The 15,542-nt window shown below is 42.3% G+C and carries 17 protein-coding genes and 2 tRNA genes; all 19 read left to right on the top strand.

Annotation, left to right across the window (positions count from 1 at the left end; all coding sequences use genetic code 11):
- Positions 1-4: 4 nt before the first annotated feature.
- The 19 genes from EDD59_RS03750 (at position 5) to EDD59_RS03665 (ending at position 15,523) form a co-directional block, all read left to right on the top strand.
- On the top strand, positions 5-1,069 hold the full coding sequence (locus tag EDD59_RS03750) for a CobW family GTP-binding protein (RefSeq protein ID WP_132379039.1): 1,065 nt from the start codon (positions 5-7) through the stop codon (positions 1,067-1,069).
- A 53-nt stretch (positions 1,070-1,122) separates the two neighbouring features.
- The gene (locus tag EDD59_RS03745) at positions 1,123-2,070 is read left to right on the top strand and encodes a TIGR03943 family putative permease subunit (RefSeq protein WP_132379037.1); all 948 of its coding nucleotides are present in this window, start codon (positions 1,123-1,125) and stop codon (positions 2,068-2,070) included.
- A gap of 115 nt (positions 2,071-2,185) precedes the next feature.
- Positions 2,186-3,139 (top strand): carbohydrate kinase family protein, encoded by a 954-nt coding sequence (locus tag EDD59_RS03740; RefSeq protein WP_132379035.1) that lies wholly within the window; start codon positions 2,186-2,188, stop codon positions 3,137-3,139.
- A 345-nt stretch (positions 3,140-3,484) separates the two neighbouring features.
- Entirely contained in the window at positions 3,485-3,733 is a 249-nt protein-coding gene (locus tag EDD59_RS03735; RefSeq protein WP_132379033.1) for an HPr family phosphocarrier protein, read from the top strand.
- 187 nt (positions 3,734-3,920) lie between these two features.
- Positions 3,921-5,252: a type I glutamate--ammonia ligase gene (glnA, locus tag EDD59_RS03730; RefSeq protein WP_132379031.1), complete on the top strand. Its 1,332-nt coding sequence runs from the start codon at positions 3,921-3,923 to the stop codon at positions 5,250-5,252.
- A 150-nt stretch (positions 5,253-5,402) separates the two neighbouring features.
- Complete coding sequence (locus tag EDD59_RS03725; RefSeq protein WP_132379029.1) at positions 5,403-5,951, top strand: ANTAR domain-containing response regulator; 549 nt, start codon at positions 5,403-5,405, stop codon at positions 5,949-5,951.
- 23 nt (positions 5,952-5,974) lie between these two features.
- Positions 5,975-6,820, top strand: coding sequence for a diaminopimelate epimerase (gene dapF / locus EDD59_RS03720; RefSeq protein ID WP_132379027.1), 846 nt, complete (start codon positions 5,975-5,977; stop codon positions 6,818-6,820).
- Entirely contained in the window at positions 6,813-8,027 is a 1,215-nt protein-coding gene (locus EDD59_RS03715) for an LL-diaminopimelate aminotransferase (protein ID WP_132379025.1), read from the top strand. The genes dapF and EDD59_RS03715 overlap by 8 nt, the downstream gene beginning before the upstream one ends.
- Before the next feature lie 193 nt (positions 8,028-8,220).
- Positions 8,221-8,291, top strand: a tRNA-Gln gene (locus EDD59_RS03710).
- Positions 8,292-8,346: 55 nt separating this feature from the next.
- A tRNA-Pro gene (locus EDD59_RS03705) sits at positions 8,347-8,420 on the top strand.
- Between the two features lie 302 nt (positions 8,421-8,722).
- Entirely contained in the window at positions 8,723-8,818 is a 96-nt protein-coding gene (locus tag EDD59_RS18045; RefSeq protein WP_132379023.1) for a putative holin-like toxin, read from the top strand.
- A gap of 784 nt (positions 8,819-9,602) precedes the next feature.
- On the top strand, positions 9,603-9,752 hold the full coding sequence (locus EDD59_RS17690) for a hypothetical protein (RefSeq protein ID WP_165920852.1): 150 nt from the start codon (positions 9,603-9,605) through the stop codon (positions 9,750-9,752).
- 47 nt (positions 9,753-9,799) lie between these two features.
- The gene (locus EDD59_RS17685; protein WP_165920849.1) at positions 9,800-9,970 is read left to right on the top strand and encodes a hypothetical protein; all 171 of its coding nucleotides are present in this window, start codon (positions 9,800-9,802) and stop codon (positions 9,968-9,970) included.
- A 239-nt stretch (positions 9,971-10,209) separates the two neighbouring features.
- Positions 10,210-11,148, top strand: a complete 939-nt coding sequence (locus tag EDD59_RS03690) for a GNAT family N-acetyltransferase (protein WP_132379021.1) — start codon at positions 10,210-10,212, stop codon at positions 11,146-11,148.
- A gap of 66 nt (positions 11,149-11,214) precedes the next feature.
- Positions 11,215-12,549: a PTS transporter subunit EIIC gene (locus EDD59_RS03685; protein WP_132379019.1), complete on the top strand. Its 1,335-nt coding sequence runs from the start codon at positions 11,215-11,217 to the stop codon at positions 12,547-12,549.
- A 5-nt stretch (positions 12,550-12,554) separates the two neighbouring features.
- The gene (locus tag EDD59_RS03680) at positions 12,555-13,409 is read left to right on the top strand and encodes a MurR/RpiR family transcriptional regulator (protein WP_132379017.1); all 855 of its coding nucleotides are present in this window, start codon (positions 12,555-12,557) and stop codon (positions 13,407-13,409) included.
- Between the two features lie 18 nt (positions 13,410-13,427).
- A complete protein-coding gene (gene murQ, locus EDD59_RS03675) occupies positions 13,428-14,321 on the top strand; it encodes an N-acetylmuramic acid 6-phosphate etherase (protein WP_132379015.1) in 894 nt (297 codons plus the stop codon).
- Between the two features lie 15 nt (positions 14,322-14,336).
- Positions 14,337-14,819 carry a PTS sugar transporter subunit IIA gene (locus EDD59_RS03670; RefSeq protein WP_132379013.1) on the top strand — a complete coding sequence of 161 codons (483 nt, stop codon included), beginning with the start codon at positions 14,337-14,339 and terminating at the stop codon, positions 14,817-14,819.
- 137 nt (positions 14,820-14,956) lie between these two features.
- Positions 14,957-15,523, top strand: a complete 567-nt coding sequence (locus tag EDD59_RS03665) for a TetR/AcrR family transcriptional regulator (protein WP_132379011.1) — start codon at positions 14,957-14,959, stop codon at positions 15,521-15,523.
- The last annotated feature ends 19 nt before the right edge of the window (positions 15,524-15,542 follow it).

The raw sequence follows: 15,542 nt of genomic DNA, 5'->3' as shown, positions 1-15,542 counted from the left end.
TATTTTGACTAAAATTGATATTATTTCCGGATTTCTCGGAGCCGGAAAGACAACATTTATTAAGAAAATGTTGAAGGAAGCATTTAAGGGAGAGCAGGTAGTACTTATTGAAAATGAGTTTGGAGAAATCGGGATAGACGGTGGATTCCTCAAAGAATCAGGGATTGAAATCCGTGAGATGAATTCCGGGTGTATCTGTTGTTCTCTGGTGGGTGACTTCGGCGAATCTCTGAAGGAAGTGGTGGATACATACCATCCGGACAGAATCATAATTGAGCCATCGGGAGTGGGGAAGCTTTCAGATGTCATAAAGGCGGTTCAGGACGTACAGGGTGAGCTTGATGCGCAACTCAATAGCTTTACAACAATGGTGGATGCTACAAAATGCCGGATTTATAAGAATAACTTTGGAGAGTTTTTCAGCAATCAGGTGGAATATGCCGGAGCAATTATTTTGAGCCGAACAGATAAGGCAAAACCGGAAAAAATTGAGGAAAGTTATCAGATTCTCAGAGAGCTGAACCAAAAAGCTCCGATTATCACAACGCCGATTGAACAGCTGACAGGGGAAAAGCTTTTGGAAACCATGGAGGGAAGTAAGTCTCTTGAGGAAGAGCTGCTGGCTGAAATCATATGCCCCGAATGCGGAAAACATCACGAACACGGCGGTACATGCGGCTGCGGGCATGACCATGATCACCACTGTGAGGGGCACAGCCATGAGCACCATCATGAAGAACACGAGCATCATCACGGGGAACATGACCATCACCATGAAGAGTATCACCATGCAGATGAGGTCTTTTCAAGCTGGGGCCGTGAAACAATCCGGAAGTATACAAAGGATGAAATCGGGGACATCCTGACAACCCTGGAAAAGGATGAATCATTTGGGGTTATTCTTCGTGCCAAAGGCATAGTTGCAGGCGACGGAGAATGGATTTATTTTGATATGGTTCCGGGAGAACATGAGGTGCGCAGCGGTGCAGCTGAATATACAGGCAGAATCTGTGTAATCGGCTCTAAGTTAAATGAAGCAAAGCTGGCCGAATTATTTAAAGCAGAATAAGCTGACGGCCTGCCAGATCAAAAATCTGCAGGGAGAATTGGAGAGATGAAGAAATGACAGAACCTGATGTAATGGTATATCTGATGACGGGATTTCTGGACAGTGGGAAGACAGAGTTTTTGAACTTTACACTCAAGCAGGATTATTTCCAGATTGAGGGCACAACGCTTTTGATTCTATGCGAGGAAGGCGAAGGTGAGTACAGTCCCCAGGACATGTTAAAATATAACGTGAAGGTAGAATGCGTGAAGGAACAAGGTGATTTGACAGAAGACTGGCTTGAAAAGATGGATAAGAAGTATCATCCGGAGCGTGTTGTTGTAGAGTATAACGGCATGTGGAAGGTCAGCGATTTTGAAAAGCTTAAGCTGCCCAAAGGCTGGGGAATTGAGCAAAAAATAACTACGGTAGATGCCAGTACCTTTCAGATGTATCTGACAAATCTCAAGCCCCTGTTTGTAGAGATGGTTCGGGATTCGGAGATGGTTATTTTTAACCGCTGTGCGGACAGAAAGCCGCTGGCAGGCTACAGACGCAGTGTTAAGGTGGTAAGCCCCCAGGCCGAGGTAATATTTGAAGATGGAAATGGCGAAGTGGAAGACATTTTTGAGGGTGATGTTCCCTATGACTTGGATGCTCCGGTAATTGAGGTGCACCGAGAAGATTACGGAATCTGGTATGTGGATGTGATGGACAATCCAGACCGGTATAAAGGCAAGACCGTAGAATTTACGGCAAGAGTGGTAAAGCCCAAAGGCTTTCCCTCCAAGGTATTTTTCCCGGGACGTATGGCAATGACCTGCTGTGCGGACGACACTACATTTCTCGGTTATGTCTGTAAAAGCGCCTACACACCTAAATTGAATCCGGGACAGTGGGTAACTGTGCGGGCCAAGGTAGGTTTTAAGAGAGTATCTGTGTACCGCGGCATAGGACCGGTTCTGGAGGCAGAGCACATAGAAGCAGCAGAACCTATAGAGGAACTGGTGTATTTCAATTAAGTGTAACTGTTCAGAAACAAGCAGATATATTTGGAGAGAGCCAAACCGTGAGAAAACGATGGGTTTTCGAGCTTGGTTCTGAATAGTTACAATAATAAACAAAGGAGAGACGGTTATGGAAAAGAAGCTGGATGTAATCGCGCTGGGAGAGTTATTAATTGATTTTACAATGAATGGAGAGAGTGAGCAGGGCAATAATATGTTTGAGGCCTGCCCCGGCGGAGCGCCTTGCAATGTGCTCGCTATGCTGAATAAGATGGGAAAAAAAACGGCATTCCTCGGAAAAGTAGGAACAGATCAGTTTGGTGTCCTGCTAAAGGACACACTGGACGAGGCTGGAATCAACACCTCTAATCTTCAGATGGATACAAAAGTCAACACAACACTGGCTTTTGTTCATACATATCCCGATGGAGACCGTGAGTTTTCTTTTTACAGAAATCCGGGAGCAGACATGATGCTGACAGAAGAGGAGATTGATCCTGAATTTCTGAAACAGTCAAAAATCTTTCATTTCGGTACATTGTCAATGACCCATGAAGGAGTTCGAAAGGCGACGAAGAAGGCCTTGAATATCGCTAGGGAGAATGGTCTGTTGATTTCTTTTGACCCAAACTTACGTCCTCCTCTCTGGAGCTCACTGGATTTGGCGAAAGAGCAGATGGAGTATGGTTTCGGGTTTTGTGATGTCCTGAAAATTTCGGACAATGAGGTTCAGTTTGTTTCCGGCAAAGAGGATTACGATGAGGCGGTTCAGTATCTTCAGGAGGAGTATCATATTCCGTTGATTCTGCTCACCCTTGGAAAGGATGGAAGCCGGGCTTATTATAAAGATATGCGGGTGGAGAGAAAAGGTTATAAGGTGGACACGATTGAAACAACCGGCGCGGGGGATACTTTTTGCGGCAGTGCACTGAATTATGTGCTGGAGTATGGCCTTGACAACTTGACAGAGGAAAAACTTGGAGAGATGCTTACCTTTGCAAATGCAGCAGCAGCATTGATTACTACACGGAAAGGAGCGATACGTTCCATGCCGGAAAAAGAAGAGGTACTTCAGGTTATGTAACAGTTAGCCATCAGCTCGATTCCACCCCAAGGGTACCGTCCTTGTTAAACAACCACACTACGGTTGCTAACCAAGGACATGTGCTGCGCTTCATCTCGCTGTGGCAGAGCGCTATATGAATTTTCGGCAGCATATGCATACGAAAGCAAGCTTTCTCCTGCCTACGCTGTCGAAAATTCGCATGGCTGAACTGTTACCAGGTTATAAAATGATTAGAAAAGTCCTCTTTTTTTATTTCATGAAATGGTGTATAATCAATCCTGTTTTTAAAAAATAATTGCCGCGTACAGGCAGTTTTACTGAAAGCGGCAGACAATTATTTGCAGAAGGCAGGAGGATAAAGCTATGATGGGAGGAACATCGGCAGTAAATTCAGTAAGTCTGAGGTTTTTAACATTGGACGAAATCCAGGAATTTGCATGGTTGGTCAGGAATTATAAAGGGGACACGGACCTGATTCAGGGAAGGAGAACAGTAGATGCCAAATCTATTTTAGGAATCTACAGTCTGAATATACAGGAACAAATGGAACTTCTGGTACATAATGGTGATTTTGAGCAGCTTAGGATTCAAATCGGCAAATTTATAAGATAGTGCACGAAGATAGATTGACATTTCTCCGTCAAATAATTATAATAGTACAAAACAAGGGTGTTTTTCTCAGGAAAAGCATTCCTTTTTAAATTGTGGGAAAACTAAGAATTACAGAACTGGTTTTCAGAAAACTATAGGGCGGCAAAATGATACAGTACACTGGATTTTACGGTTAGGAGGTAATGCTATGCATAATTACACGAGAGAGGATATCCTGGAATTGGTGGAAGAAGAGGATGTGGGGTTCATTCGCCTTCAGTTTACGGATATTTACGGCACTATGAAAAATATGGCTGTTACGGCAAGCCAGCTGGAGAAGGTGCTGAACAATGAATGCATGTTTGACAGCTCTGCCATAAAGGGCTATCCAAATTCAGAATCACCGGATATGTACTTATATCCTGATTTGAATACATTTGAGATATTTCCGTGGAGGCCGCAGCAGGGCAAGGTGGCACGTTTTATTTGTGACGTGCACCGCGCGGACGGGACACCTTATGAGGGCGGCTCCAGGTATATTCTGAAAAAAGCTGTCCGTGAGGCGGCGGAGATGGGATATACCGTGAATGTGGGGCCGGAGTGTGAGTTTTTTCTGTTCCACACAGATGAGAATGGCATTCCCACAACAATCACCCATGAGCAGGGAGGATATTTTGATGTAGGGCCTCTTGATCTTGGTGAAAATGCAAGGAGAGACATGGTTCTGACTCTGGAACAGATGGGATTTGAAATAGAGACATCTCATCATGAAATTGCTCCCGCCCAGCATGAGATAGATTTCCGATATGATGAAGCTCTTATTGCAGCAGACAACATTATGACCTTTAAGTTGGTTGTCAGAACCATTGCAAAGCGCCATGGGCTTCATGCAACATTTATGCCGAAGCCCAAAAGCGAGGCTCACGGTTCAGGGATGCATATCAATCTGTCCCTGTCAAAAGAAGGCACCAATATATTTCAGGACAGCAGTGATAAAAATGGGCTGAGTCAGGAGGCATATTATTTTATAGGTGGTCTGTTCCGGCACATGAAGGCAATCACATGTATAGCAAATCCGACTGTGAATTCTTATAAGCGGTTTGTGCCCGGATATGAGGCTCCTGTATATATGTCATGGTCTGCAAAAACAAGGAGTCCTTTAATCAGGATTCCCTCTGTGGGAGGGGAAAAGACGAGAATCGAGCTTAGGAGTCCAGATCCGTCGGCCAATCCGTATCTGGTATTGGCAGTTTTGCTGGCAGCGGGTATGGATGGCATTAGGAATAAAATTGTGCCCCAGAACAGTGTGGATGAAGATATACAGGACATGTCGGCAGAGCAGCTGGAGCAACTGCATCTGGAGGCACTTCCGGGAAGCCTTCTGGAGGCGGTTCATGAGCTTGAGAAGGATACTTTTATCTGCAAAGTGCTGGGGGAGGATCTGGCAGCAAAAATGATTGCTGCGTATAAGAAGGAATACCGGGATTACAGCATGCAGGTCACAGAGTGGGAGATTGCCAACTATCTGTATAAGATGTAACATTTCCCACGCAGAGCTGGTGTGCTGTCCCATTGACATTTCGCTAAATAGCTTGCCTGGATTTTCAGCTGAAAGTCAACGGGACAGTACACTAGTGTAATGGAAACTTATATAATTTGAAGTGAGAGCGGGCAGGAGGTGTGAGCGGGTATGAGCAGCGTCATAGTTGTGTTTCCCAAAAAAGAGACAGCAGCAAATATTCGCAACATATTAGTACGGGGCGGTATTGATATATCGGATATCTGTACTACCGGTGCCCAGGCACTTCAGTCTGCAGACGATTTTGACTGTGGTATTATTATCTGTGGATATAAGATGCAGGATATGTTATATTCAGAATTAAGGGAGTGGCTTCCCGAGACATTTGAAATGTTGTTGATAGCCTCCCCGGATAAATGGGGCGAGGGCCTGATTGAAGGGGTTGTGGGTCTGCCCACTCCGGTAAAGGTATATGATCTTCTGAATACTGTAGAAATGATGCTTGAGGCCCTCCAAAAGAAACGGCGGCAACGGCGGGAGATGGCAAAAAAGCGAAATCCCGAGCAGAAGGCAATCATCGAGGAGGCGAAGGCCTTGTTGATGGTACGCAATCAAATGACGGAAGAGGAAGCTCACCGGTATCTTCAGAAAAGCAGCATGGACAGTGGAACTAATATACTGGAGACCGCCCAGATGATACTGACAATTATGTCAGAATAAAAGTTATATGAGGAGAAAGAAAAGTGAAATTTACGAAAATGCAGGGCTTGGGAAATGACTACGTTTATATAAATGGTTTCATAGAAAAGATAGGAAATCCGGCGGAACTTGCTGTGAAAATAAGTGACAGACACTTTGGAATCGGCTCAGATGGTTTGATATTGATTAATCCGTCCTCAGTGGCCGATTTTGAAATGGAGATGTATAATGCGGACGGCTCCCGGGGAGAGATGTGTGGAAATGGAATCCGCTGTGTAGCAAAATATGTCTATGATTACGGTCTGATTGATAAGACGCAGATATCCGTAGAAACTTTGAGCGGGATAAAATATCTGGTGCTGACTGTTGAAAACCAAAAGGTGGTGCAGGTTCGGGTAGATATGGGTAAACCTGAACTGAAGCCTGATAGGATTCCTATTTTGGCAGAAGGGGAAACTGTAATAAATGTTCCTATAGAAGTGGATGGGAGAGAATATAAAATGACAGGCGTGTCGATGGGAAATCCTCATGTGGTTATTTACATGGACGATATTCAACATTTGGACATTGAACGAATAGGTCCTAAATTTGAAAATCACGAGTGTTTTCCTAACCGTATCAATACGGAATTCGTAAAAGTACTAGACAGAAATACTGTAGAAATGAGAGTCTGGGAGCGGGGCTCAGGTGAAACCCTTGCTTGCGGAACCGGTGCCTGTGCGGTTGCAGTGGCCTGTGTGCTGGGTGGGCTTACGGAGGAGAAAATCACAGTCAGACTGCTGGGCGGCGATTTATTTATAGAGTGGGATTGGGAAAAAGACACCGTGTATATGACAGGCCCGGCCGAAGTTGTGTTTGACGGAGAATGGAAGGAAGAAAAAGATGTTTAAAATTAATGATAATTATCTGAAATTACCTGGGAGTTATTTATTCTCAACGATTGGAAAAAGGGTGAAAGCATATACAGAAGCTAACCCAGATAAATCTATAATCCGGCTCGGAATAGGTGATGTGACACAGCCCCTTGTACCGGCTATTATAGACTCTTTGCATAGTGCAGTAGATGAAATGGGAAATGCAGAGACTTTTCATGGCTATGCACCGGATTTGGGCTATGAATTTCTGAGAAATGCCATGGCCCAGAACGATTATAAAGCACGGGGCTGTGATATTTCACCCGATGAAGTGTTTATTTCAGACGGAGCCAAGTGTGATTCAGGAAATATCCAGGAAATATTCAGCACAGATAATAAAATTGCCGTGTGTGACCCGGTATATCCCGTATATGTGGATACAAATGTCATGGCCGGGAGAACAGGGACTTACAATCCCAAGACCGAGGTGTGGAGCGATGTCATATACATGCCCTGTACGGCTCAGACAAACTTTGCACCGGAGCTGCCAAAAGAGACACCAGATATTATCTATCTATGTTTCCCAAACAACCCGACCGGCTCCACCATCACAAAGTCTCAGCTTCAGGAGTGGGTGGACTATGCAAATAAAGTAGGGGCAGTTATTATCTACGATGCAGCTTATGAGGCGTATATTACCGAAGAAAACGTCCCTCACACAATTTATGAATGTGAAGGTGCGAGAACCTGTGCAATTGAGCTCAGAAGCTTCTCAAAAAACGCAGGCTTCACCGGGGTGCGCTTAGGGGCGGCTATCATACCGAAAGATTTAAAATCCGGTGATGTAACCCTCCATTCTCTCTGGGCAAGGCGTCACGGGACAAAGTACAACGGTGCCCCGTACATTGTGCAGAGAGCCGGAGAAGCGGCCTATTCCCCGGAGGGTAAAGAACAGCTGAAAAAACAGATAGCATACTATATGAATAATGCCAAAATTATCTATGAAGGACTAAAAGACGCCGGCTACACCGTATCCGGAGGAGTCAACGCACCCTATATCTGGCTGCAGACACCAAAAAAAATGACCTCATGGGAATTCTTTGACTACCTTCTGGAGAAAGCGAACGTAGTAGGAACCCCCGGCTCAGGATTCGGCCCCAGCGGAGAAGGTTACTTCCGCCTGACCGCATTCGGAAGCTACGAAAATACAACAGCAGCCATCGAAAGAATAAAAGGGGTCTGACCCTTTTGCTCTCCAAAGTCAGAATATTCTGTCAAATAGCCGCCACAGTTCAGCCATCAGATCAATTCCACTACTGAAAATTCGCATGGCTGAACTGTTCCAATTTCTCAAAAAAATTGAAAAAGTACTTGATTTTTTTGGAGACACTGGTTATAATAATCATGTTGCGTCTGACATGGACATATCATGACAATGCGGATTGGTGTAACGGCAGCACAGCAGACTCTGACTCTGTTAGTAGAGGTTCAAATCCTCTATCCGTAGCTTGGAGATTTACAAGGGTAAATTTTGAATATTTATTTAAGAAGAAAATGCATATCGGAGTGTGGCTCAGCTTGGTAGAGCGCTACGTTCGGGACGTAGAGGCCGCGTGTTCGAATCACGTCACTCCGATTACTGGGAAGCCAGTAAACACAAGGGTTTGCAAGCACATTGCAAGCCCTTTTACTTTGCTAATTTTGGTTTACCTAAGAATTTTACCTAAGAATTTTTTTCGAATTAAGGATAATTGACGATATACAGTTCAGACATTTTGAGTAAATCAATAATAAGAACTATACATTAGGTTTAAAATTATGTAGTATTAATAGAAATAGAATTTTAATTTACAACTGGTTGTTTGTTATAATACATCAGAACAGCCGTGTACAGGGTGGTAGCCTCCCAAACTTTTATAAAGAGGGGAGGTGGTGCAAATGGATATATCAGATGCAATATCGTTGATGTTGACCTTTGGTTTATTCTTAATTGCATTGCTTACCTACATAGATAGGAATAATAAGCGAAAATAAAAATGACCTATCCTGTCGGCCAACAGGATAGGTCGTTGCCTTAAGGCAATTTACTTAGACTAATGGTTACCACTCAGTGGTGATTGTTCTTTATGATTTTATTCTAACACACTTCAAATAACATTTTCAACTGTTTTCTATTATAATATCATTATCTTTTTTATGGGGACATAATACATAATTTAGAATACGATTCTTCTCTTTTCCTTCTCTATTGTTGGCTATTCTATGCTCAAAAGACCTAATCTCAGGCATTAATGTTTTTGAGTACTAGGGACATATTCCATGATTTTGTCTGGCTGACAATCAAATAAATTACAAATTAGGCATCTCAATTCTTTGCAAATTGTAAAACGAAAAAGAGAGCTTACGCTGCAAGAGGTTCAGAAACTATGTGAAATAGCAGAGAGTTCGGAAAGTAAGGAAGATTTGAAGGTAGGTGCATACCTATTGCTTTCGAATCAAGTTGCTGCCCAAGTTCATTTTAATAAGCTTACGGAAGAAGAACAAGAAAGCTTTAAGACATATCCAATATACTACTTTTGGACCGAAACCGCAGAGAGTAAAGAAACCACTTAGGGGTAAATGTTTTAAGTTACCTTTTTGTTTATAATAATAGGGTAAGAGTATCGGTGCGAGAGTAACTCTCAGATATACCGAATTTACTCGTTTACTCTTGGCAACCGAAACTTAATTTTTTTTAGTTAAAAACGGCTTGAGGAAATAAGTTCCTCTTGTCCTGGAACAAAATGAGATACAGTCCTGGCTAAATGATGATAAAAGTATGACCATGTTTTTGAAAAAGCATAGCAATGAAGCGAAGGAGTTTGGGCCGGGATTTGAAAAGTATTTCTACCTTCATTATGATGAGAAGAGCCATACATCTTTACTCCCGGAAGAAAAGGCCGGTATCATTGAACAGGAACTGAACTGAGTAAAGAATTAGAGGAAATAAAACAATAAATCAGGGGGAAAGTGAAAATGGCAAGAGTGAGAAAAAACAGCAAGAATGCAACTGCAAATCTGAAGCAGCTTTTGAACAAAAGAGATGCCATCAGAAAAGAGGAGTTGATTGCTGCTGTTGAGAAGAGCGGCCGTTCCTATGAAGAGATACTGGCATTCCTAAATACCGATTCTGCAAAAGCAGAATAAAAATAAATCCTGTCACTAGCATTAAGACTGGTGGCAGGATTTAGTTATTTAGGCGGAAAATTTCTGGAAGTTAACATATATGTATAAAAAAATCAAAAATAGATTAGAAAATAGTATAATTCATCCAAAGTATGAAATAAAATTTCATCATTATAAAAATGAATTGACAAAATTGTTTCGGGTGATAATATCTATCTATAATGTTACTCGAAGTGTGATGATTTGGAAGGAGGGAATGTATGGAAATCAGGCATTATGTTCAGGCAGATGAAGAAAAGATTGTTGATTTATGGAACCGCACCTGCACCTTTGACGCTATTGATGTCAGAAAGTTTCGCAGACAAGCAATATTGGATGAAAATTTCAACACGGATTTAAGTTGGGTTGCAGTAGATGAGGAAAAGGTCATTGGCTTCATTTATGGGACAAAGCGGAAATTCCCATATCTGGAGCGAGGGCTGGAGCCGGAGCGCGGGTGGGTGAATGTGCTGTTTGTAGATGAAAAGTATCAGTGCTGCGGTATTGGAGCTGAATTACTTACAAATTGTGAAAATGCTTTAAAAGAAGTCGGATGCACAAATATCACATTGGGGGCATATTCTCCCAATTATTTTTTCCCGGGTGTAGATTTCGAAAATTATCCATCGGCAATCCGTTTTTTTGAAAAAAGAGGATATGCATCACAGGAAAAGCATTATTCAATGGGAAAGAATCTTCATGGCTACCGGATACCGGGGGATACGCTTCAGAAGCAAAGAGAGGCTGAGAAAAAGGGCTATCAATTTGTGAAATTTGATTATAAGTATACTCTGGAATTGTTAGAATTTCTGCGTATAGAATTTGGAGGCGGTTGGAAGCGCAATGCACTGATTGCAATGCAAAATGAAACGGCGGAAGATGTGATTTTGCTTGTACTAAACAAAGAAGGAAACATCTGCGGATTTTGCATGAGAGCTATCGATGGAAACCCAATGAGATTTGGGCCTATTGGTGTGGCAGAGTCAGAAAGAAATGCTGGAATTGGAGGGATTCTTCTGGAGCTCCAATGTTATGAAATGTGTAAAAAAGGAATATACAGAATGTATTTTGTCACAACGGATGAACCGGGAAGAAGATATTATGAACGGCACGGCCTACAAACGTTCAGAACTTTTGTTTCCTATAAAAAAGAACTATAATTTTTGGAGTAAGAGACGCCAGACAACTTTTAAAGAGTACCAGTACGGGTGCGAGGAGGAAAGATTATGAATAATCGAGAGATGGCATTGGATATCATCAAAAAAATGGGAACAAAAGAAAATTTACTGTCTATTGAAAACTGTATGACACGTATACGTATCAATGTGAAAGATGTTGAAAAATGTGAAATAGAGCAGTTGAAAAAGGAAGAATATATTTTAGGAATCACGGTACAAGATAATAATGTACAGCTTGTTGTAGGCCCGGGGAAGAGCAGCAAGCTTGCAGCGGAAATGTCGGAGATTACAGGAATAAAAAGTAGTGAAATTGATGAAGCGGCAGTGCGGAAGGAAGAGAACAGGGAAAAAAATAACACTCCCTTTAAGAGGGTGTTAAAAAAGGTTGCAAATGTATTTATTCCTATTTTGCCGGCATTTATTGCCTGTGGATTGATGGTTGCCATTTACGAAGCCGGTTATGTGTTCTTTCCGGGATTAAAGGAATCGGACTTTGGAAAGATATTGTCGGCGATAGCATATTCTGTATTTACAATTTTGCCTATTATTGTAGGTTATAATACTGCAAAAGAATTTGGCGGCTCACCGATTTTGGGTGCAGTACTGGCATCCATTTTAAATGCGTCCGCTATTACCGGAGTTCATATTCTGGGAATTGAATGTGAGGCCGGCAGGGGCGGTGTAATTTCTGTCCTGATTGTTGCTGCAATAGGCGCAAAGCTCGAACGTGCAATCAGGAAAAAAATGCCGGAAATCCTGGACACTTTCCTTACGCCATTGTTTACCATCTTTATTATGACATTCCTTGGACTCATTGTATTTCAGCCCATTGCAGGATTTGTATCAGATGCTGTCGGAAATTTTGTTCAGTATATTATTTACAATGTTCCAGCGCTGGCCGGTTTGGCAACCTTGGTATATCTGCCTCTGGTTATGACAGGTATGCATCATGGATTAATTGCTGTTAATGCACAGCTGATCAGTGATTTTGGAGTGACATATCTGCTGCCGGTTACATGTATGGCAGGAGCAGGACAGGTAGGAGCAGCATTCTATGTATTTCTGAAGACAAAAAATAAGCGCCTTAAAAAGATATGTAAGAATGCACTCCCGGTTGGAATGCTGGGAATTGGAGAGCCGCTGATGTGGGGTGTGACGGTTCCCTTAGGCAAACCATTTCTTGCATCCTGTCTTGGAGGGGCTGTGGGAGGAAGCGCTATGGCAATGATGCACGTAGCAGCAAAGATTCCAGAATTATCGGGCCTGCAGCTCTCTTTGATTACAACCAGTCCGGTGAAGTATTTAATAGCGGTCGCAATATCATATGCAGCAGGTTTTTTGTTCTGTATGTTATTAGGATTTACTGATCCAGAGGAAGAATAAAGAGTATGAAAAGTGTACTTGTTAGATTTCAAGAATATGAAGAAAAGGCAAGCAGTGCAGAAAAGTTGATTGTCCGGTTTATTCTGGAGCATCCAAAAGAGGCATCCTCATATAGTATACATCAGTTGGCAGGAGCTGCCTTTTCCTCCTCTTCTACCATAGTAAGATTATGTAAGAAAACAGGGTTTTCAGGATATAAAGAGTTTCAAAAGGCATTGATTGCCGAAATGACTATTCGTGAACAGAGCGAAGATGCAAAAAGTGAAGAAATCCAGAGGGAAGATAAATTGGAGGATTTGATTGCGAAGATTACTTATAAGAACATTGTCTCTCTGGAAAAGACCAGCAAATTGCTGGATGAAGATGTACTGAAGCAGTGTGTGGATTTGTTGGAAGTGTGCCGGAATGTTTGTTTTTTCGGCATGGGATCTTCTCTTTTGGTAGCTCAGGACGCATATATGAAATTTTTAAGGATAGGTAAGGCCTGTTTTATTCATGAAGATTGGCATGTACAGCTTTTACAGGCAAAGAACATGACTTCAAAAGATGTGGCAATTGTAATTAGCTACTCAGGGCTTACGGAAGAAATGGTGAAATGTGCAAAAACAGCAAAAATGATGGGGGCATCTGTGATTGCAATCACCAGATTTGTGGATTCAAAATTAGCAGAAATAGCTGACTACAAGCTATATGTAGCGGCATCAGAATTTTTGATTCGAAGCGGAGCAATGTCCTCGCGCATTTCTCAGCTAAATGTTGTGGACATTTTATACACAGCATATTTGAATCGGCATTTTGATGAGGCTGCAGCAAAAATGAAGAAAACATATATACCAAAGGAGAAAGAGGACGGTATGTAGTTAGGAGAAGGGGTTAAAATGATAGAAGAACAGTGGGAACAGCTAAATACAGAGGTGCGCAATCCCAAATCAAAAGAGATGGATAACATGGGAACCCGCGAGTTACTGCTTTTAATGAATCAAGAAGATGAGAATGTGATAAAAGCAGTCAGAAAAGCCATCCCTGAAATTGAGCGGGCAGTAAAGCTGGTAATTCATGCATTGGAAAACGGCGGAAGATTGATTTACGCCGGTGCTGGTACGAGTGGGAGAATGGGAGTAATGGATGCGGTAGAGTGCTCTCCTACCTTCTCTACGACAGATGAGGTAATGGCAATTATGGCAGGGGGGGAGAGGGCTTTTGTCCATGCGCAGGAAGGCGCGGAGGACTCCGAGGAACTGGCGGCGAAGGATTTGAAAAGAATCGACCTAAGAAAACAAGATGTGGTTTTAGCTATTGCAGCATCAGGAAGAACTCCGTACTGTATCGGTGCACTGAGGACTGCCAAAGACAAAGGGGCAGCTTGTATCAGCCTTGCGTGTAATTACCATGCTATTATTTCTGATCTTGCAGATATTGCAATTGAGGTGGATGCAGGGCCGGAAGTATTGACGGGCTCTACAAGGCTGAAGGCGGGAACATGTCAAAAACTGATTTTGAATATGATATCGACTGCAGCAATGGTGGGGATCGGGAAAGTATATGGCAATTATATGGTAGACATGAGGGCCACAAATCATAAGCTGGAGGAGAGGGCAAAACGAATTGTTATGGAAAGTACACAGTGTTCAGAAAAGCAGGCAGTTTTGGCCCTGCGGGAGGCAGACCAGTCAATTAAGACGGCAATTGTTATGCTTCTGACAGGAGCGTCGAGGGAGGAAGCTGAAAAAAAACTTTACGAAGCGAAAGGCTTTGTGAGGAAATGTCTTTAGAGCGGAGGTTGTAAGGTGTTTAAATTCTTAAAAAAGGAAAAGGAACATTGGCTTGGTTCTCCTGTCAAAGGAAAGACGGTCTTGCTGCAGGAGGTGAAGGATCCCACGTTTAGTGAAGAGATGCTGGGAAAAGGAATTGGAGTGATTCCATCTGATAACGGGATTTATGCACCGGCGGATGGAGAAATCACAATGGTTTTTGATACATTGCATGCTGTAAGTATGATGACGGAATACGGGACGGAAATTTTGATTCATGTGGGGCTTGATACGGTAGAGATGAAAGGTGAAGGCTTTGTGGGGCATGTGAAAGCAGGAGACAAGGTAAAGAAGGGCAATCTTTTATTAAACGTGGATATAAATAAAGTAAGAGAGCGGGGATATGATCCAATTACTCTGATGGTGATTTGTAATACAGGAGATTACGCATTGGTAGAGGGAATATCCAAACAAAATGTTCTGGCAGGCGACGATGTACTTTTTATACAAGAAAAATAATGAATAAGATTTTTTACATCTCCAATCATCACTTTATGGTTGGGGATGTTCTTGTATTATTATCTTTTTATAAAGTGTAAAAAATTAATTGACAATAAGTGAATGTTCATTTATTATAAAGATACGAGGTGATGAATATGCGTAAGAAGGATGATGGAAAGGAAGAGAGCATAAAGAAAGCGGTCGTAAAGTTGATTCTGGAAGAAGGCTTTCACGGCACCTCTATCTCAAAAATTGCTAAGAGAGCCGGAGTTTCTCCTGCAACAGTTTATATTTATTTTGAAAATAAGGAGGTTATGCTCCAGGATATATACAATGAATACTCGGAAGATATTTTCAGTCATCTGCTTGACGGCATCAACCGCCAGATGCAAGGCCGGCAATTAATTGAAACTTTAATTACCAGTTATTATAATTACATCCGGGGAAATAAAGAAATATTCAGTTTTCTGGAGCAGTTTTCCAGTTGCCCCTCCCTTGCAAATCGCTGTGAGGAGAGGCAGGGCATGTGTAAGGTAAATGACCTGATTTTAAATATGAAGGCAGACCGGATGATTAAGGATTACAGTAATGACAATCTGGTGGCACTCATCTTTTCTCCGGTTAAATCAATTGCAGTGGATCATTGTAAAAGCGAGGAAGAAAAAGAAGAACTGTTAAAGGAATTTATTTACATTATTCAGGAAGCATTGTTGATGAGTTAGTTTGAGCGAGATTTGGGGT

This window comes from Muricomes intestini, assembly GCF_004346165.1.
In the GTDB taxonomy this organism is placed as follows: Bacteria; Bacillota; Clostridia; order Lachnospirales; family Lachnospiraceae; genus Muricomes; species Muricomes intestini.
The sequence above is the reverse complement of the archived record's forward strand: the minus strand, read 5'-3'. Positions and strand labels throughout refer to the sequence as shown.